The organism is Deltaproteobacteria bacterium, assembly GCA_016930875.1.
Classification (GTDB): Bacteria; Desulfobacterota; Desulfobacteria; order Desulfobacterales.
The window spans coordinates 19631-38020 of the sequence record JAFGFW010000085.1; the positions used below are offsets into that span (position 1 = coordinate 19631).

Consider the following 18390-nt stretch of genomic DNA (forward strand, 5'->3'; position numbering starts at 1 on the left):
TTTCCTACAACTCCTCCGGGCTCGCAATTCGTCCAAGTATGGCCGAGGCTGCAGCCACTGCGGGGTTAGCAAGATAGACCTCACTTGTCGAATGTCCCATCCGGCCGACGAAGTTGCGGTTCGTCGTAGCGACAGCTCTCTCGCCAGGCCCCAGGATGCCCATAAAGCCTCCCAGGCAGGGTCCGCACGTGGGGGGGCTTATAACCCCCTTGGCATTCAAAAAAATCTCAAGAAGGCCTTCAGCCATGGCTTGCCGGTAAATGCTTGGTGTGGCCGGTATCATGATAAGGCGGACATTCTTGTTAATGGTGCGTCCCTTAAGGACCTGGGCCGCGATGCGCAGGTCCTCTATACGTCCATTTGTGCACGATCCGATAACCGCTTGCTCAATAGGGATGGTTCCCACGTCTGAAATAGGCCGCGTGTTTTCGGGCAGATGGGGAAAGGCTACCTGGGGTTCAAGGGCAGAGACATCGTAGGACTTTTCCTCCTCGTAAACGGCATCCTGGTCGCTGTGAAAGCACTCGAAGGGTCTCTTTGCCCGCTGTTCAATATAGTCAAGCGTCACCTGATCCGGTGCAATGATTCCGCTCTTGGCTCCGGCCTCTATAGCCATGTTGGCCATTGTCATTCGATCCGACATCGGCAAAGCCTCTATGACTTCTCCAACGAATTCCATGGCCCTGTACGTGGCTCCGTCAACGCCGATATCGCCAATAGTGTGGAGGATCAGGTCCTTTCCGGTCACCCACTTTTTGAGCTCGCCCACATAGCTGAGCCTGATCGATTCGGGAACTTTAAACCATATTTCACCTGTGATCATGGCAGCGGCAACGTCCGTGCTGCCAACACCTGTAGCAAAAGCGCCCAGGGCCCCGTAAGTACAGGTGTGGCTGTCTGCGCCAATGACTACATCCCCAGGCAGCGTCAGCCCCTGTTCCGGCAACAGGACGTGCTCAATACCCATCTCCCCCAGCTCAAAGAAATGCTTGATACCATACTTCTTGGCAAACCTGCGCATGGTCTGGACTTGCTCGGCAGAACGGATGTCTTTATTGGGTACGAAGTGATCAGGGACCAAGGCAATTCTCTCGGGATCGAATACAGTGGGAATATGGGATTTCTCAAAGAGATCTATGGCAATCGGCGCCGTGATGTCGTTTGCCAGGACGAGATCGATCCCAACGCTCAGCAATTCCCCGGGCGCCACACTCTCACGTCCTGCGTGAGCTGCCAGGATTTTCTCAGTAATGGTTTGGGGCATGTTTACACAGGCTCCTGAGAAGGGACGTCGACGCTGTCGTTGGGACCGCCTTCTTTCTTGTGGTTTTTCTTACGAAGCCACAGAGTCATAAAGGGGCCTGAAAGGATATAGGCAAGCATAAAAAGAAAGAAAGTAACGCTTGGCTCTGCTGCAACCACTATTGAGAAAAGAATCACTAACACCAGCATGTTGAATCTCATTGTCTTGAAAAGTCCTGGACGCTTAAAACTGTAATACTTGATGGTACTGACCATCAAGAATGACAACACGTAGATCATGATGAGGATGGTCACATGTTTTGTGGTCCCGCCCCCACCTAAACGGTACAACAGGAGAACTGTAGAGGCTATCATGAAGGCCGCCGCCGGAATGGGCAGGCCCGTGAAATAGTCGCTGCTAACACGATCGACCTGGATGTTAAACCGTGCCAGGCGTAAAGTGCCGCAGGCAACAAACAAAAGAGCAGCTAACCACCCTAGCCTGCCAAATGGTTGCAGTGCCCAAAGATAGACCAAAATACCAGGCGCCACCCCAAAAGAGATGGCATCACATAGGGAATCATATTCAAGGCCGAACTTACTCACGGTACGGGTGACGCGAGCTATCTTTCCGTCAAGGGCATCAAAGAGGGCCGCAACCATGATGGCAATGGCGCTCTTTACAAAATGGCCCTGAATGGCGGCAATAAGAGCATAGAAGCCGCAGAAAAGGTTAGCAGAGGTCATCAAGTTAGGCAGGAGATAGATCCTGCGGTGCGAATCTTTGTTCTTGGACCGTTTTTTTCTCTTCATGTCAAATGCCCCAAAATCGAGGTTCCAGCCAATACCTTATCCCCCACAGATACGGCAGGTTTTGTATCCGATGGAAGATAGACATCCAGGCGAGATCCGAAACAGATAATGCCAAAGCGCTGCCCGCGCCTCAAGTGGTCTCCCTTCTGTATTCTGCAAACGATGCGTCTTGCAATCAGGCCCGCCACCTGAACCACTACGAGCCTGCGTCCGCTTCCAATGTCTAAGCTAACAGCATTGCGTTCATTGTCTTTGGAGGCCTTATCCAGATTAGCGGAAAAGAATCTTCCGGGATAATAGGATATATCAACCACCGTGCCATCCGTTGGTATGCGGTTGACATGGACATTAAACACGGACATGAAGACACTGACCTTAAGCATTTTCTCACGGGCAACATCACTCTCGCTGACAACCCTGACCTCAACAACTTTGCCGTCAGCGGGAGAGACCACTGCCCTGTCTTCGCTAGGAATTACACGGTCCGGATCCCTGAAGAAGAAAACGATAAAACAAGTAACCGCCGCGAAAAACAGCGCCACCATGCTTAGGCCCAAGGCAGCCAGATAGACGGTTACAAAGGCCGACGAAACTATGAGCGGAAGCCCCTCAGAAGCCACTGGAAAGGCCCTTTTGTTTTCTGGTCTAAGATGCGAAAAAAAACTCATATGGTTTGATCCGATCCCTAAAGGGTTAAGAAACGCTGCCCTGGGCCAGTTTCTCTTTCGTCCTCCGATGTTCGGCCAGGATTTGCTCAATCTTGTCCCGGCCTGCCAGCTTCAGCTTCTGGATTCTCTTACGTTCCACCCATTCTTCTGTAGACAAATAAGGATGCCTGTTATAATCTTCCAGTTGCTTTTCGTACTGTTGGTGCGCCTGCACATATTTTTCCAGGATCTCATTTTCCTTGATTAACAGGTCGATCAGTTCCCGGTCTCTCTTCTCCATAGACGATCCTCCTGGAGGTTTTGTCCTGAGTGGCAGACGTAACAGGACTTTCTTAAAAAATTATACTGATTTTCAATTATTTGTCAACCAACCGTCCTTTTTCCAGCTTTATCTCCGCATCCGACTTACGCAAGTAATTGGGAGCAAGCAAAGCAACGTCAGTAGTCTCACCCCGTTCAATTTGCTTCATTCCGATGTAAGCCACTACCGAAGCCTGCAGTGTATTAAGATAGGGCGGCGCAAATTGGGCACGGGATCCAAGGCACTCTTCAATCAGATCCCTGTATACGACAGCGCCATCACCGACAAAAAGACAGGGAGCTTTAATCTGCATAAGCCATTGCGTTGGCTCAACTGCGCAATCCGAAGCTATCTTCTCCAAGCCTGCATCACGACTGCACCTGTAAAGAGCTGTGTAGATCTCCTCCTTCCGGGCATCCAGCATAGGGCAGACGAGATCAGGAAACCATGGAAACTGGTACGCCAGGACATCCAGTGTGGAAACACCGGCAACCGGTTTTCCCATAGCAAACCCGAGTCCTTTGACAGCACTGATCCCGATGCGCAGGCCGGTGAAACTTCCCGGACCAGTGGTAACAGCAAGCCCGTCGCATTCATCCACACCCATACCCGCCATGCGCAAGGCAGAATCTACAGCCAACATAAGTCGTTTTGCGTGTGTCCTTGTGCTGGTCGCCTGAACTTGAGCAAGAAGGCTGTCGCCTCTAAGAACTGCAACGCCTCCGGTCTGAGTCGACGTATCAATGGCGAGAACTATCATCCCTCACCTTGCTCTCGGCCCTTTCTTTCGGGGCTTTCGATGAAGGGCAATCTCCAGGACCTTGTCCATGTGACTCACCGGGATAAAGGTGACTTTGCGCCTGATATTTGGGGGAATCTCGACCAAATCCTTTTTGTTTTTTTCCGGTATGATGATCTTCTGGACGTTCGCTCTGAGGGCAGCCAGCGCCTTTTCCTTCAGTCCCCCCACAAGCAGTACACGCCCCCGAAGAGTGATTTCGCCTGTCATAGCAATATCTCTGCTTACAGGCCTCCCGCTCAAGGCTGAGACGAGAGCCACGGCCATGGTGACCCCGGCTGAAGGTCCGTCCTTGGGAATGGCCCCTGCAGGAACATGGATATGAATGTCCGTGTCCTGGTAGAAATTTGCCCTAAAGCCGAGACTCTTGGCATGAGATCGGGCAAAACTGAAGGCCGCCCTTGCCGACTCCTGCATGACCTCGCCCAATTGACCTGTCAGGGTCAATTCCCCCTTGCCTTTCATCGTGGAGGCCTCTATATAGAGAACTTCCCCACCTGCTTGGGTCCAGGCAAGCCCGGTGGACACGCCAATCTCATGGCACTCCTGGTCCAATTCCGGGAGGTATTTCGGAACACCCAGGTAGCGATGGAGGTTGGCACAGGTCACTTTAAATATGCCTTTCTCCCCCTCTGCCACTTTCCGGGCCACCTTGCGGCAAATGTTGGCTATCTCGCGCTCCAGGTTCCTGAGGCCGGCCTCCAGGGTGTATTCTGATATGATCTTCCGCACCGCTTCGGAGCCCATGCTTATATGTTTTCTTGTGATGCCATTCTCCTTAATTTGACGCGGGATCAAAAACTTTTGTGCAATAAAAAGCTTTTCCTCTTCCGTGTATCCGGACAGTTCAATGATCTCCATGCGATCCCTTAGGGCTGAGGGAATAGGATCGGCAAGATTTGCTGTGGTGATAAACATGACTTTTGACAAATCAAAGGGGACGTTCAAATAGTGGTCGCTAAAACTAACATTTTGTTCCGGGTCAAGGACTTCCAGTAGGGCCGCAGCGGGGTCCCCGCGAAAATCGGCGCCGATCTTGTCCACTTCATCCATCATAAACACCGGATTGTTCTTGCCGCACTGCTTTAAGCCCTGCAGAATTCGACCCGGCAGGGCCCCGATGTAAGTGCGACGGTGGCCCCTGATTTCGGCCTCATCCCGAACACCACCCAAGGAGATACGGAAAAACTTCCTGTTCATGGCCCTTGCAATGGATCTTCCAAGTGAGGTCTTGCCCACACCGGGCGGCCCCACAAAGCAGAGTATTGGGCCTTTCATGGCCTTGTTCAGTTTTCGGACGCTTAAGTATTCAAGGATACGGTCCTTCACCTTTTCCAGATCAAAGTGGTCTTCATCGAGAACCCCCTGGGCCTTTTTCACATCCAGCACATCTTTGGTTGACTTGCTCCACGGGACTTCTACCAGCCAATCGAGATACGTCCGCACAATGGAGGCCTCGGCCGCATCAGGGTGCATCTGATCGAGGCGCTTTAGCTGTTTACCAGCCTCCTTTTCCGCTTCCTTAGACATCTTCGCCTTTTTTATTTTCTTCCTGTACTCTGAAACCTCCTTGGCCCTTTCGTCCGTATCACCCAATTCTTTGTGGATGGCTCGCATCTCTTCCCTGAGAAAGTACTCCCGTTGGGTCTTTGATATCTCTTCCCTGGCATGCGACTGGATCTTGGCTTGCATAGCAGAAACCTCCAGTTCTTTGCTCAGGAGATCATTTACTCGATGAAGCTTCTGAACGGGGTTGTTCATTTCCAGAAGGGCCTGGGCGTCTTCTGTCTTCAGCAGGAGGTTTGAGGCTACCAGGTCGGCCAAACGGATCGGATCATCAATACTGTGAAGAATAGCGCCCACATCACTGCTCAGCTCGCCTCGGAGCTCAAGAATCTTCACCCCTTGCTCGCACACATTTCGCATCAGGGCTTCGGTCTCAAGGCTCATCTCTTCGGCTTGCTCTTCCACGATCTTTTCGATCTTTACCTGATAGAAAGGTTTTTTCTCAGTGTATTCTGCGATCCGTGCTTTGGCCAGTCCCTGAACCAACAACTTGGCTCTACCGTCGGGCAGTTTGAGCATACGCAGGATCACGGCGACCGTGCCAACCGCGAAGATCTCATCAGGTTTCGGGTTTTCGACCGAAGACTTTCGTTGTGTGGCAAGAAGGAGAAGGCGATCTTTGGCCATCGCTGTATCTACGGCCCGAACAGACCTGTCTCTGCCCACAAACAGGGGAAGAACCATATGATTAAACACAACAATATCCCGAACGGGAAGGAGGGGAAGTTCCTCAGGGATGTCTATAGTCTCCCCATCTTCTTGAATAACGTCGATTGAGTCCTCGGTGTCTATTTGCCCCATGGGAATGCTCCTCTCAAAGATATACGTTTTCAGACATCTTTCATTTTCCAGTTAACAATCTGCAGCAGGCATACGTTAATGATGCAGGTTGTATGAGGCTGGAATGAAGGATGCCATAAATAGTATAGGATGACATGTCCTTATGACAACAAAAATCTTGATTCATTGGTCTGATTCATTGGCCCATGAACTATAGTTGTTTCTTATAACTACTTGTGATATCTTGACGTTAACGGTTATTCGGTTATAGTACCTTCATCAGGAGGCGTCTTGCAGCCGTTAGTCCTTAAGATTTTCGTCTTTTCCTTCGGCATGTGTGTCGGTAGTTTCCTCAACGTGTGCATTCACCGTCTTCCCCGATCACTCTCCCTGATCCACCCTCGATCCATGTGTCCTGTCTGCGGGGCCAGAATCGCCTTTTACGATAACATTCCGGTCTTGAGTTATCTTTGGCTTCGGGGACGGTGTCGCCACTGCCAAGCGGCAATATCCTCGAGATATCCCGTGGTTGAGCTTGCTGCGGGCCTGTTTGCAGTTGCGATCTTCATCAGATACGGCCTGGCCTGGGAAGCCTTTTGTTTGTATGTCCTGGTGGCTGCGCTGCTCGTCATTACGTTCATAGATATCGATCATCAAATCATTCCGGACGTAATTACTTATCCGGGCATTGTCCTCGGATTCCTTTCTTCCTTTGTGACAGGGCACATCACTTACAAAGATTCCCTTATGGGGATTTTCTTGGGTGGAGGCATCCTCTTGTTGGTTGCCTCAGCGTACTATTATCTCACCAAAAAAGAGGGTATGGGCGGTGGGGATGTCAAGCTTCTTGCCATGATTGGGGCATTTTTGGGGTGGAAAGGGGCCGTTTTTACCATTTTTGTTGGCTCAGCCGTTGGAACCGTCCTGGGCATAGCCGTGGCTCTGCGCACGCAAAGCGGACGAAAAACGGTGGTCCCCTTTGGGCCATTTCTTAGCCTGGGAGCCTTGCTTTACTTGTTTCACGGGCCGGAAATAGTGGACTGGTACATGGCCTTAATGAGGTAGCAGCCTTTGAAAACCTTCAGGCCCGGACTCCGGACCCAAATCTTGCTGAGCTTGACCCTGCTTCTAGTCGCTGCCATGATCTCGACCAGCTTCGTTGTCACACGGATCAGGGAACGGGACCTGCTTCAGCACAAGGTGGCTGACGGAAAGGCAGTGGTTAAAAAGATGCAGTTGGCCATTAAAGAGCTATCAAGAGGCCAAGGGCCACCCCCTTTGGAACTTGTCAGGGAACGCCTTAGAAACGGCGCCACATGGATGGCCCCCTCCAGGCTATTCGGACAGATCATTGTGATGGGAAGAGACGGCACGCTGTGGGTGGGCAACCAAGGTCCGGATCGGTCTGTAAAGCCTGGCGACCCTGAAATCGCCTCGGTCCTGCGCACGGGAAAAGGGACCACCCGGATATCCAGAAACCGCGGTATCCTCACCGTTACAGCGCCCCTTTTTGCCGGGGGGCGATCCATCGCGGCTATACAGGTACCTGTTCGTATTGACAGGGTTGTACACGGGTTGAGACGGGCGCAACAGCTCATCTGGTTTTACATAGGGCTAAATGTCTTTGTCCTCCTTGTCTTTGGAACCTTTCTCCTTTCGAGAATGGTAATACGCCCTATCAAACGTCTTGTTAAGACCGCCGATCACTTTGAAGACACGCAACGGTTCTCACATGAAACGGAGGCTAATCACAGCGAGATTGCCCACCTCGCCATATCTCTTAACCGGATGCTCAAACGCCTGGCTGAGAACAAGAAGCAGATGGAGGCGCAGATCCGTTCCCTGAAACAGGCAAACGAGGAAATTCTGCGCTCAGAAAAGCTCTCTTCCGTAGGCAGACTTGCCGCAGGTATGGCACACGAAGTTGGCAATCCCATTGGAGCAATCCTGGGGTACGCCAATCTCCTGAGAACTCACGTGGAAAAAAACCAAGAGGCAAGAGACTTTCTCGCACGGATCGAAAAAGAGATTGCCAGGATTGACACAATCGTCCGGGAACTTCTCGATTTCTCGAGACCATCGCCTGGCTCCTCCGTCCCTGTCGATGTCAATGCCCTGGTCTCAGAAAGCGCTGCTTTTTTTTCTCACCAAAAACTCACGAGTTCTGTTGAAATTGAAACCTGCCTGGAGGAAAATATAAGGATGGTGTGGGCCAACCCGGACCAACTTAAGCAGGTCTTGATTAACCTCATGTTAAACGCAAATGACGCAATGGAAAAAGGTGGCCGTATCACCATTGCCGCCAGTCAGACCCTTTGGCCTGGGGCAAGAGAGAAAAGTCCTGACAAGGGCTCGGCAGGGTTTGCCCAGATCGCTGTTTCTGACACAGGCAAGGGGATCCCCAAATCCAAACTCAACGACGTCTTTGACCCCTTTTACACCACAAAACCTCCGGGCAAAGGCACCGGCCTTGGGCTCGCCATCAGTCTTCGCATTGTTGAGGCTTTTGGCGGCGCCATCAGCGTGGAAAGCGTTGAGGGGAAGGGAAGCACCTTTAAAATCAGACTGCCCTTGGAGCGCAGAGTATGATAGCAAACGAGGTAATCGTCGACCTGGGCGCCATCAGGAACAATTTCTTTGAGATCAAGCGATTGGCAGGCCCCGGGAGCCGCGTCATCGCCGTCATTAAGTCAGATGCCTATGGGCACGGCATGATCCCAGTGGCCCAAATCCTTGAGTCATCAGGCGTTGATTCCTTTGGGGTATTTGAACTGGAAGAGGCCTTGGACCTGAGAAAGGCCCATTGCAACATCCCGATTTTACTTATGAAGGGCATCACTGCGGATGAAGTTTCAGCCGCTGTTGAAAAAAGGCTCACGGTGGCTCTTTTTCAACAGGACATAGCGGAAAAACTCTCCGGGACGGCCCTTAAACAAGGCACGGTCACTCCGGTCCATGTGAAGATAGACACTGGCATGGGGCGCCTGGGCGTGCCATGGGAAGATGCGTCAGATTTCCTGCAAGGCCTTTTGTCCTTAAACGGTCTTTTGCTCGAAGGGATATTTTCGCACTGTGCTGTCGCCGATGTGCCCGATCACCCCTTCACGGATGAGCAGATTGGCAGATTCTTACAGGTAGTCAAAAAGAGCAAACAACTTGGGGTGTGCTCCCAGGCGGTTCATCTTGCAAACAGCGGCGCTCTTTTGGCAAAAAAGGGCATTGATCTCGGCATGGTGCGGCCCGGCATACTCCTCTACGGATCGCCGCCCGCTGAAGGCTTGGCTGGGGCAGATTCCTTCAAGCCGGCCATGACCTTCAAATCCAGGGTAACTCAGGTAAAAAAAGTCCCCGCCGGCGCCTCCATCAGTTACGGTTGTACCTACAGAACCCGCTCAACTTCTACCATTGCCACTGTCCCTGTAGGCTACGATGACGGATACAGCCGAATGCTCTCAAACAAAGGAGAAGTGCTCATCCATGGGAAAAGAGTGCCCATCGTGGGTCGTGTTTGCATGAACCTGACCATGGTGGATGTGTCTTCACTGGACGGTGTCTCCGTGGGCGATGAGGTGGTTCTTTTGGGAGCCCAGGGAAAAGAGCGGATAACTGCCGAAGAGCTGGCAAGAAAAATCGGAACCATTAGCTACGAAGTCTACTGCATGATCGGAAAAAACAACCGTCGTGTCCATGTGGATTCACAGAAAAGACAACAAATCATATAATCGTTCCAAGATCTCGTACGTTGCCACTCTCGGCAGCACTATGATCTGGAAGAAGGTCCTGAATTTCAGCCAAGAATGATACCCAAGAGACTTCAAGGCTAAAGGCAGGGGCCAAATGTCAATTTATCACCATCGTCCCGGAAATGCGCCCAGAGGGAGGCGCAGGACAAAAGTTGTACCTTTTTTCAACTCGCTGTGGCATTCAATGGTGCCGCGGTGAGCCTCCACGATCGTCTTGACCACTGACAACCCGAGGCCCGTACCTTTTTTGCCTTTGGTAGTAAAGAAGGGGTCGAACATCTGTTCCAAGATCTCTGGTGCCACGCCGAGCCCAGTATCTTCTATCATAACCACAAGGTTCTGCTCTTCAATCCTTCCTTCAATGCTTATCTTTCCGGGACCGCCTACGGCTTCTAAAGCGTTTTTGACCAGATTGTTCAAGGTCTGGTACATGAGACGGGTATCTATGTTGACAGGTGGCAGGTCGGAGGGCCAGTTGAGGTCAAGCTGGATTCCATTTTGTTTTGCATTGGCCTGATGGACAAACAGGACCTCACGAATAGTCTTGTCTATTGACACCCTTTCCAGGTGTACGTCCGGTTTTTTGGCAAATTGTAAGAAATCATGAATGAAATGCCTGACCCGCTTTGAGTCTTTTTCCAATACATGCAGGGCATTTTCTCCTTTTTGGCTGAGGCCTTCACCCTTTAGAATGGCCAGAGTCAACCCTACGTTATTGAGAAGATTTCCCACCTCGTGGGTGACCTTGCTGGAGGTCGTGCCCAGGATGGCCAAATTCTTTGAATGTGCCAGTTCCCTGGCTGTCTCAACTTCACGCCTTATGAATGTCTTGAGCGAATCTGTCATCTCATTAAAAGCCAGGGCCAGATCGCCGATTTCGTCATGGGAGTCAACAGACGCCCTCTGATCAAGGTCTCCCTGACCGATTCTTTCAACCTGGCGGTGAAGGGTGTGAATAGGGGTAAGGAAATGCCTTACCCGATGCCACCCGAGGAGGATGGCCAAAAGGCAGATCAAACATGTTATGAGGATACCCCAGCGAATATTCTGGTATAAGTATGCATAGATCTCCGGGTAGGCCTGGCTTAAGACAATCACCCAATCAAGATCCGGAATACGGTAGCCCAGGCAGTGGAGTTTGGTTTCGTCCTTTTCTTCAACCCAGACCACGGGCGTACTGGAAGTGCGGAGTTTTTTCAGGACGCCTGATGCTTCTTCCGGACGCCCCCTGACCACGCGGTCCATTTCCATGTGGCCGATGAACTGTCCTGACAAATCCATGATAGCCACTTGGCCTGTGTCGCCTACTTTGACCCCCTCCAACACATCCCACACTGACTTCAGGTTAAATTCACCCCAGAGGACTTCCTTGACCTCGCCGAGGTGCAGTATTGGGGCGGCTACATGGATATAAGGGATATTTTCTTTTGTCCACATGACACCGGAAATGGCCCTTTTGCCTGTCAGTGCCTTTCTAAAGGTCCCGCTTTGGCTAAAGTTTACGTCTCCTTTTTCCCGGCCAACCGATATGACCTCCTTCCCTTGTGTGGAAATCAAAGACATAGACATGAATTCCGTTGCTGTATGACTAAAAGCTGCAATGGCCATCTCCTTTTGCCATCGATTCAGTTTAGTGGCAGCTATGACCCAGGCCAGGCCCTCTAAACCTTTTTGTGCATTTCTCATGAAAAGGCGGATCTCGCCTGCAGAGCTTTTGATGATATTTTCGTAATCCGTGTTTATGGTTTTCTGAAAGTGGGTATAAGTCGTCCAAGAAAGGATGATGCCGGTCATGGTGATGGATAGGACAAGAAAAGGCAGGACAAAGAGGAGAACCTTATAGATGAGTTTTGTCTTTTTGTAGGCGTTCACAGGTTCAGGGTTACCTTATGTTTTGTTGGGTCAACGCTATATAAAGCTCACTTTGGACTTCTGTGCAAGACCATTTTGCATACCAATTCAGCCGTCGCAGCCGCTTTGGCGAAGTCGGCAGAAAACAAACAAGCTCCCATCCCCCACGAATCAACGGTTTAGAGTATCGGTGAACTCTGAACCTCTGAACCCGTGAACGGTAACCGGGAAGCCTTGCGACGCTTTCTTGTCTAGCCTATGGACATCTTCTTGAAAGGCATAGCGCCTGTTGTCAGAAGGGATGCCCACAGCAAGACCAAAGACGCAGCGAGCAGAAGGGGTTGGGGACCCCACAGGCTTAAGACAAGGGCGCTGATTAATGTGGCTCCCAAATAGCAGACCCCTCTGTATGCGGTTAAGATGGATATGGTTTTCCCCATGTGGGCCTTGGGGCTGGTTTGCTGGATAAGGCTTTCCAAAAAGATATGTGCCAGCGTTAGTCCGCAGCCAAATAGAATCATCAGCAAGGCAATCTGGATGTAAGTTGTGAGGTGACCGAGAATGGCCATGCCCCCTGCGAGGATCAAAAATGTAAGAGAAAGAATCGATTTGGGCCTGAAAGTCGATGACCACCTGGGCAACAGGAAGGTCGCCAGACAGGAACCAGCCTGAAACCCCGAAAGGATCAACCCCCAATCAGCAATATTGCTGCCAAAGTTTGACTTGAACAAGATGGGTAGGCCAATATTCAATACACCTCCTCCCAGAAGCACAAACCCGAAGATAAGAAAATAGGCCCTGAGGTTATGATTCTTTCTAAAAGGCTCCCTGTACTTAAAGAGCAAAGACTCCTCGCCCCCAGCTCCCTCTGCACTGCGGCCGGACCCATCATGGACATCAGCGAATTTCGGCAGCCCGCAGAGGGCGCAGGCCGAGAGCATAAGAAGGGCGCCGGCCAGCCCCAGAGCGACTCCCTGACCAGCTTTCAAAACCACCCAGCCGATAAGACAGGGCCCGCAGATGCTGCCGGCGAGCGACACCCTTTCGTTCAGGGCATTAAAGGCGATGATTTGTTTCTTGGGTATCAACAGAGGGGTCACGGAAAGACGTCCGATGTGGAAAAAAAGTGAACCCACCGTAAAAAGAAGGTAGGCAGGCAGGATGATCCAGGGAGATGATTGAAGGACAAGCAATCCCACCAGAGCGCATTTTCCCACATTGACCATGGTGAGCCACTTTCTGACCCCCACCCGATCCATCCAAAGACCTGCCAGGGGGCTCATGAGGATAGAAGGGGTTTGCTGAACCAGGCAAAGCACTACGAGATTCGACAAAGCATTCTCTCCCTTAAAGATCAGCACGTCAAGCAGGGTTAGGCCCACGAACTGGTTTGCCAGATCGGCCAGGAGATCGGCTGAGATGATGAGATACTTCGGGGCAATCCGGTCAGTGGGTCTCACGCTGCTATCTTCAAGGCCGCATTCTCTTGGCGTTCCTGAAAAGAGACGGCTGAAGCCATTTCCCTGATGTATTCTTCCAGAAAAAGGCGCTGTATCTCTTCATGGCAATCGATGCCGTTGAAACCGTTCCCCTTTATCAGGGCCTGCAAGCGGCAGCCGCCCATGCATATGGGCAAGATGGGGCATTTGTTCAGGCATTTGTCGGGCAGCTTTCGTTTCAGAAGTTCTGATTCTGCCACAAAGTCGATCCCTGTTGTGACATGTCCATAGGCCATTTCCCCGCCTTGCAGCGATGGGCAGGGGATGATGGAACCGTCTGCATCAAAGACAAATCTTGCCCGAAAATCGGCCATGCAGGCATTGGAAGGGACCTCATCATCCTGGGGGAAGCCTCGTTTTTGGGCCTCTTCTGTGAGATAGAGCAATATCCTGGGATCGCCTGTGCCGGATTGAAAGGGGCTTTTTCCCCTTCTGGGCAGGATCGGGTTAAAGGTGACGTCCTCAATTGCAATGCCACGTTCGACAAAATCGTCCAGCATCTCCGGATAACCCAGGAAATCAAAGGCGCCACTGTCATACTGGCATTCAATGCTAATGGGAATCATCCCGGAGACAGCCTCAAGGTTTTGCAAAATCACTTCATAGGTCTTGCCATTGCTCTTTGAGGGCCTCAGAATATCGTGAACAGCAGCAGGCCCTGCCAGGCTGACCCGAAGACCTGTGAGTCCCACCTCCTTCATGTCTGCAATGATAGACGGCCTGATGAGCGTGCCATTGGTGGTGATGACAAAGCCGTATTCAATCCCCCTTCCCAGGCAGTAATAAAATCGCCTGGCAGCGCTGTCCAGGATGATCTTGGAATTGAGTAGCGGCTCGCCACCGAGGTAGTCGTCCTCAACCTTTTGAGGGTTCTTTTCCTCAATGGTCTCAATGTAGAACCGGTCCATGGCCCGCGCTGTCTCAGGGGACATCTCTTTGGCCTCAGGATCGAGGATACAGTATTGACACTGGTTGTTGCATTTGCGGGTCACCAGGACCTTTGATTTTAGTGTGCTGAAATCATGGACGTATTGCTGCATCCAGGTCTCGAACAACATGGTTTCGTCCGTGGTGTCCCTTACCAGGAATCCCTGGTCACAAAGGACGTCCATGGCAGCAGGATCAGCCGGCGCCACTGGATCGCTCAGGGCGTAGGACCACTGTCTTTCAGGGATAAGGACAAGGGCCCGGGTCATGGTGTGATAAAGGGCCAAGAACTCTTCGCCCCCTCTTTTTTCAACAGGCACCGCTATGGTGAATCTCGACTTGTTGAGCAAAGACATGTTGTCATCTCCTTACTAAGAAAGAGCCCCCAGGCACCCTGTGCCTGGGGGAGTCCAATAGATGCTGGACTAGTTCCGGGAAGTTGGGCACCATGACGCGCAGCAGCTCATTCCTGACTTTCCAGTCTTGTATGCCCCTTTCTTGACAATAATCAGTTTCATCTTCTCAACCCCCTTTCCTTATGAATTGAAATCCTCAGATGATCCAGCCATGGCCTGATCCGGGTGGAATCGCTATTGTCTTTATCAGGATCTGTGCCGGGATCTGAGATCAAGGAGGGAAATGATATATGTCTTTATGATCGCAGGGAAAAACTGTGCTGGCCAGAAGATCACATAGGCCTTTGACAGGGGTCTGAGTTGAAACTTTTGCGCATAAGTTTAAAGCCTATACGCAGAAGTGGGGACTTGGACTGTGCAAGCCGTCGCCGCGCAGTAATCACAGGCCAGGCCAGGATCGGACCGCAGGCACAACAACTCTACAAGGAGCTTTGAGACGAAGTTGACCAGAAAGAATAAGGGCCGAACGCTACTTGGGCCCTACCCTGCATCAAGGGAGGCATGCCTGAGCCGCTAGATCCCTTCGTGGGTGAGGGAAAAGGGAAAGGGCACCCTAAACCGCTTGGACATAACGTCGATGGCTGTTTTGTGAAACAGAAACGTGCCGGGCTGAAGCAATGTAATCAGTGCGTCTATTTCATAGAAGAGTTGCTTTTGTCTCACTGGGTCTGTTTCATCAAGGGCCTGATGGACAAGCCGGGTTACATCGGGGTGCTCAAATGAACCGGCTTCAGACCTTTCGGAAAGATCAGGGGCCCATAGCGATTTTAAGCGTTCCGGATTACGGTATGCCCCGTGAAACTCGGTTAGCACGGCCTGAAAAACATTGTTTCTGCCGTATTTTTTCTTGAGTTCCAAGAAAGGAAGGGATTGCAAGTGTGCCTTGATGCCCAGGTCGTTCAGGCAAAGTTGCAAGTACTGTGCAACCTTCTTTTCGATCTGGCTCTCTTTAAAGACAAGGAGGGTGAACTCAAAAGGCTTCCCGTCCTTCCTTAGATAGTGGCCTGCATTGCCATAAGACCAGCCCGCCTCTTTAAGGAGTCTCAATCCCTTTTTCGGTGCGTACGCTGCGGCCTTGACAGCAGGGTTGTGAAAGAGCGAGTCCACGCCCATGGGACCAACAGCCGCTTTGCCAAAACCCCCCAGGATGTTTTTTATAATATAGGTCCTGTCAAAGACATGGGAAAGGGCACGTCGGGCTTTGGGGTCAGAAAAGAGAGGATCAGATGTATTGTAAAGAAGGATCGTGTACCAATGGAGCGGGTAGAGATCAAAGTAATATTTTTTTTTGTATTGCTGCATGATTTCAAAGTTTTTGGGGGAGATCTCTTGGGCAATATCGGTTTCTCCTGAAAGGAGTCTTGTCCATGACTTTTCCTTGTTATGCTGAAAATAGAAGACAACGCGGTCCAGAGAAGGACGCCCACCAAAATAGTCTTCATTGGCAACAAGCACGACCTCCTTGTTGCCTTTTCTGGCTTTGAATCTAAAAGGACCGGAGCCTATGGGATGATTGTAGTAATCGATCCTCCCGGTATCGGCCATGGGCACGATCTCCATATCCCATATCTTTCGGAGGAATTCAGGGTCATCTTTCTTAAGACCTATACACAGGGCACTATCTGACTCAAGGGAAACACGGTCTATCAAAGCTGACAAATAGGGCCGAATGTTCTTAAGCCACACGTCAAGTGTATACGCTACATCCCTTGAAGCTACCGGCGCTTTGTTGTGGAACCGGGCGTCTTCCCTGAGATAGATGGTCCAGGTAAAGGTTTTGGGATCATAGGTCCATTTGCTGGCCAGGTCTGGTTCGAGTTCTCCTTTGCAGTTGGGGACAAAGAGATAGCCGTATAGCAAAGGAAAGATTATGTTTGAACCAGAGGATTCTACGCGGGTGGGATCCAGGGAGGTAAAGGGGGCGGCCACGTCATAGCGAAGGACCTTTTCGTTTTTCGGCTTTTGCTCAGCAGAAGGGCTATCAAGCCTTTCACAAGAGGGCAAAAACACGATGAGGAAAATCAATATAAAAACTGAAGGCAAAAACCTAGGCATGTGTGAAAAAGGCATCAGAGAGTCTGTATCGGGACTGATTTGCTTTTTTTTTGTTATGGACACAGATATGGTTCTTTTTCAATATAGAAAGATATTTCCCTGCTGTTCCGTACTTGTTTCTATCGGATTTAGCTTTGTAACTCAGGAACCTTGTGAACTCCGGCCGGGAAAATGGTCTTTTGTTCGCCCTTAAGAGAAATTCATGGATTCTTTCTATGGTGGCACACTTCAGGGTGCGGTGCCACAGTCGAGGTGGCCCGCCATAGTTAGATATGGTGGCTCTCTTTAGTGCCTCTAAGAGATCGTCTTTCTTAACGCCACAGTACGAATAACCTTGTCTCCCTGGCCCTGACCCATTTGATAACTCTTCGGGAAGGTCATGAATGGCAATCTCTGTTGCTTTAGTTAGGACAACCGCTCTTTCTATGATGTTTTCCAGTTCCCTGATATTTCCCGGGAATGAATAGTTCATCAGAGCCTCAAGGGCCTCGTTTGATATTCTTGGAACAGGTTTTCCGTTTTCACGGGTATATTTTGCCACAAAATGATCAACCAGAGGCGGTATATCCTCTCTATGGTCTCTTAAGGGAGGGAGCTGTGTCTTGATAACATTCAGACGATAAAACAGATCCTCCCTGAACCAACCTTCCTGAACGCCTTCTTTCAAGTCCCTATTGGCAGCCGCAATGAAGCGCACGTCCACCTTGATGGTCCTGATCCCTCCAACCCTTTCAAATGCATTCTCCTGTAGTACCCTCAATAATTTGACCTGAAGAGCTGTAGGCATTTCAGAGACCTCATCTAAAAAAAAAGCTTCCCTTATCAGCTACCTCGAATCGGCCTTTTTTCATGGCCATAGCCCCGGTAAATGCCCCTTTCTCATGTCCAAACATCTCGCTTTCCCACAGGTTATGGGACATGGCCGAGCAGTTGACCGCAACAAAAGGCTTGTTTTTCCGGTTGCTGTGATAATGAATGGCCCTTGCGATCAACTCTTTTCCTGTTCCGGTTTCCCCGACAATCAGTAACGTCGCCTTGGTAGGGGCAACCATTTCGATCAGTTCATAGATTTTTAACATGGGTTCGCTTCTGCCCACAATATTATGAAAGTGGGGTAGCTTGATAACTTCTTGCGATAACATATGTACCTCCTTGATCGGTCGTACCGGATCAGTCAGACAAAGGGTTTACAAAAAAGACCATAGGGAAACCAGGATTAATGAGGAGTCATCCTAATACTCAAGCCTCACCCCGGCCTCGATCCAGCGATCCGGCTGGGGATAGACTTCGCGGTAGATATAGGAGGTATTGGTGAGATTATGTCCTGCACCAAAGAGGCTTAGCTTTCCGTATCGGTCCGACTCTGGAAGTCGGATCTTGATAAGATAGTCAAAGACAAAGACCTCATCGCGGGTTTCGGGGTAGCTGGAATTGTGATAGACATATTTTCCCACAAGAGAATGTGTCATCCACTCCCCTGTGTACGAGGCCGAGACATTGTAGAGGCGCCTCGGGATATCCTGGATCACCTCATCGGTCTCTTCGTCTTTTACGTCGATGAAGCTCCCGCCGAATGCCAGTGTCAGCCCGAAGTCAAATGTTGCCCGGATGTTTCCTTCCACACCCTGCCGGGTAACCTTGTCGATGTTTTCAGGCTTGGTCTTCCAATCTTTAGGCTCAGGGATGAGATCTTTGATTTCTGACCGAAAGAGGTTCAGTTCGAGCCTCAG

The 18390-nt window shown here is 50.7% G+C and carries 14 protein-coding genes and 1 pseudogene; 3 read left to right on the top strand and 12 right to left on the bottom strand.

Features of this window, described 5'->3' with window-relative positions; all coding sequences use genetic code 11:
• Positions 1 to 4: 4 nt before the first annotated feature.
• The 6 genes from leuC to lon form a co-directional block, all read right to left on the bottom strand.
• Complete coding sequence (gene leuC / locus JW883_08115; GenBank protein MBN1842229.1) at positions 5 to 1264, bottom strand: 3-isopropylmalate dehydratase large subunit; 1260 nt, start codon at positions 1262 to 1264, stop codon at positions 5 to 7.
• Between the two features lie 2 nt (positions 1265 to 1266).
• Positions 1267 to 2055: a CDP-diacylglycerol--serine O-phosphatidyltransferase gene (pssA, locus tag JW883_08120; protein ID MBN1842230.1), complete on the bottom strand. Its 789-nt coding sequence runs from the start codon at positions 2053 to 2055 to the stop codon at positions 1267 to 1269.
• Entirely contained in the window at positions 2052 to 2723 is a 672-nt protein-coding gene (locus tag JW883_08125) for a phosphatidylserine decarboxylase family protein (protein MBN1842231.1), read from the bottom strand. The genes pssA and JW883_08125 overlap by 4 nt, the downstream gene beginning before the upstream one ends.
• A gap of 25 nt (positions 2724 to 2748) precedes the next feature.
• Positions 2749 to 3003, bottom strand: a complete 255-nt coding sequence (locus tag JW883_08130) for a DUF465 domain-containing protein (GenBank protein ID MBN1842232.1) — start codon at positions 3001 to 3003, stop codon at positions 2749 to 2751.
• 76 nt (positions 3004 to 3079) lie between these two features.
• Positions 3080 to 3784 (bottom strand): tRNA (adenosine(37)-N6)-threonylcarbamoyltransferase complex dimerization subunit type 1 TsaB, encoded by a 705-nt coding sequence (tsaB, locus tag JW883_08135; GenBank protein ID MBN1842233.1) that lies wholly within the window; start codon positions 3782 to 3784, stop codon positions 3080 to 3082.
• A gap of 3 nt (positions 3785 to 3787) precedes the next feature.
• Positions 3788 to 6190 (bottom strand): endopeptidase La, encoded by a 2403-nt coding sequence (gene lon / locus JW883_08140; GenBank protein ID MBN1842234.1) that lies wholly within the window; start codon positions 6188 to 6190, stop codon positions 3788 to 3790.
• Positions 6191 to 6502: 312 nt separating this feature from the next.
• Here lon and JW883_08145 point away from each other — a divergent pair, with 312 nt between their 5' ends.
• The 3 genes from JW883_08145 to alr are packed head-to-tail and all read left to right on the top strand — an operon-like array spanning position 6503 to position 9891.
• Positions 6503 to 7234, top strand: a complete 732-nt coding sequence (locus JW883_08145) for a prepilin peptidase (protein ID MBN1842235.1) — start codon at positions 6503 to 6505, stop codon at positions 7232 to 7234.
• A 6-nt stretch (positions 7235 to 7240) separates the two neighbouring features.
• Complete coding sequence (locus JW883_08150; protein ID MBN1842236.1) at positions 7241 to 8758, top strand: HAMP domain-containing protein; 1518 nt, start codon at positions 7241 to 7243, stop codon at positions 8756 to 8758.
• Positions 8755 to 9891, top strand: a complete 1137-nt coding sequence (gene alr, locus JW883_08155; protein ID MBN1842237.1) for an alanine racemase — start codon at positions 8755 to 8757, stop codon at positions 9889 to 9891. The genes JW883_08150 and alr overlap by 4 nt, the downstream gene beginning before the upstream one ends.
• Before the next feature lie 126 nt (positions 9892 to 10017).
• Here alr and JW883_08160 read toward each other — a convergent pair whose 3' ends face one another.
• The 6 genes and pseudogenes from JW883_08160 to JW883_08185 all read right to left on the bottom strand — a co-directional run.
• Entirely contained in the window at positions 10018 to 11784 is a 1767-nt protein-coding gene (locus tag JW883_08160; GenBank protein MBN1842238.1) for a sensor histidine kinase, read from the bottom strand.
• A gap of 230 nt (positions 11785 to 12014) precedes the next feature.
• Positions 12015 to 13223, bottom strand: a complete 1209-nt coding sequence (locus JW883_08165; protein MBN1842239.1) for an MFS transporter — start codon at positions 13221 to 13223, stop codon at positions 12015 to 12017.
• Positions 13220 to 14545, bottom strand: a complete 1326-nt coding sequence (locus JW883_08170; protein ID MBN1842240.1) for a radical SAM protein — start codon at positions 14543 to 14545, stop codon at positions 13220 to 13222. The genes JW883_08165 and JW883_08170 overlap by 4 nt, the downstream gene beginning before the upstream one ends.
• Before the next feature lie 573 nt (positions 14546 to 15118).
• Positions 15119 to 16660 (bottom strand): ABC transporter substrate-binding protein, encoded by a 1542-nt coding sequence (locus tag JW883_08175; GenBank protein MBN1842241.1) that lies wholly within the window; start codon positions 16658 to 16660, stop codon positions 15119 to 15121.
• Positions 16653 to 17802, bottom strand: a pseudogene (locus JW883_08180) (sigma-54-dependent Fis family transcriptional regulator). Before JW883_08180 ends, JW883_08175 begins: the two are co-directional and overlap by 8 nt.
• Positions 17803 to 17892: 90 nt before the next feature.
• Positions 17893 to 18390 (bottom strand): TonB-dependent receptor (locus JW883_08185; GenBank protein ID MBN1842242.1); only part of this gene is annotated, 498 nt, incomplete at its 5' end.

What these genes read in the sequence shown, in the direction of transcription:
- JW883_08130 (MBN1842232.1), bottom strand. Translation starts at nt 3,003, where the DNA reads ATGGAGAAGAGAGACCGGGAACTGATCGACCTGTTAATCAAGGAAAAT.
- leuC (MBN1842229.1), bottom strand. Translation starts at nt 1,264, where the DNA reads ATGCCCCAAACCATTACTGAGAAAATCCTGGCAGCTCACGCAGGACGT.
- tsaB (MBN1842233.1), bottom strand. Translation starts at nt 3,784, where the DNA reads ATGATAGTTCTCGCCATTGATACGTCGACTCAGACCGGAGGCGTTGCA.
- lon (MBN1842234.1), bottom strand. Translation starts at nt 6,190, where the DNA reads ATGGGGCAAATAGACACCGAGGACTCAATCGACGTTATTCAAGAAGAT.
- JW883_08125 (MBN1842231.1), bottom strand. Translation starts at nt 2,723, where the DNA reads ATGAGTTTTTTTTCGCATCTTAGACCAGAAAACAAAAGGGCCTTTCCA.
- JW883_08170 (MBN1842240.1), bottom strand. Translation starts at nt 14,545, where the DNA reads ATGTCTTTGCTCAACAAGTCGAGATTCACCATAGCGGTGCCTGTTGAA.
- JW883_08175 (MBN1842241.1), bottom strand. Translation starts at nt 16,660, where the DNA reads ATGCCTAGGTTTTTGCCTTCAGTTTTTATATTGATTTTCCTCATCGTG.
- pssA (MBN1842230.1), bottom strand. Translation starts at nt 2,055, where the DNA reads ATGAAGAGAAAAAAACGGTCCAAGAACAAAGATTCGCACCGCAGGATC.
- alr (MBN1842237.1), top strand. Translation starts at nt 8,755, where the DNA reads ATGATAGCAAACGAGGTAATCGTCGACCTGGGCGCCATCAGGAACAAT.
- JW883_08145 (MBN1842235.1), top strand. Translation starts at nt 6,503, where the DNA reads ATGTGTGTCGGTAGTTTCCTCAACGTGTGCATTCACCGTCTTCCCCGA.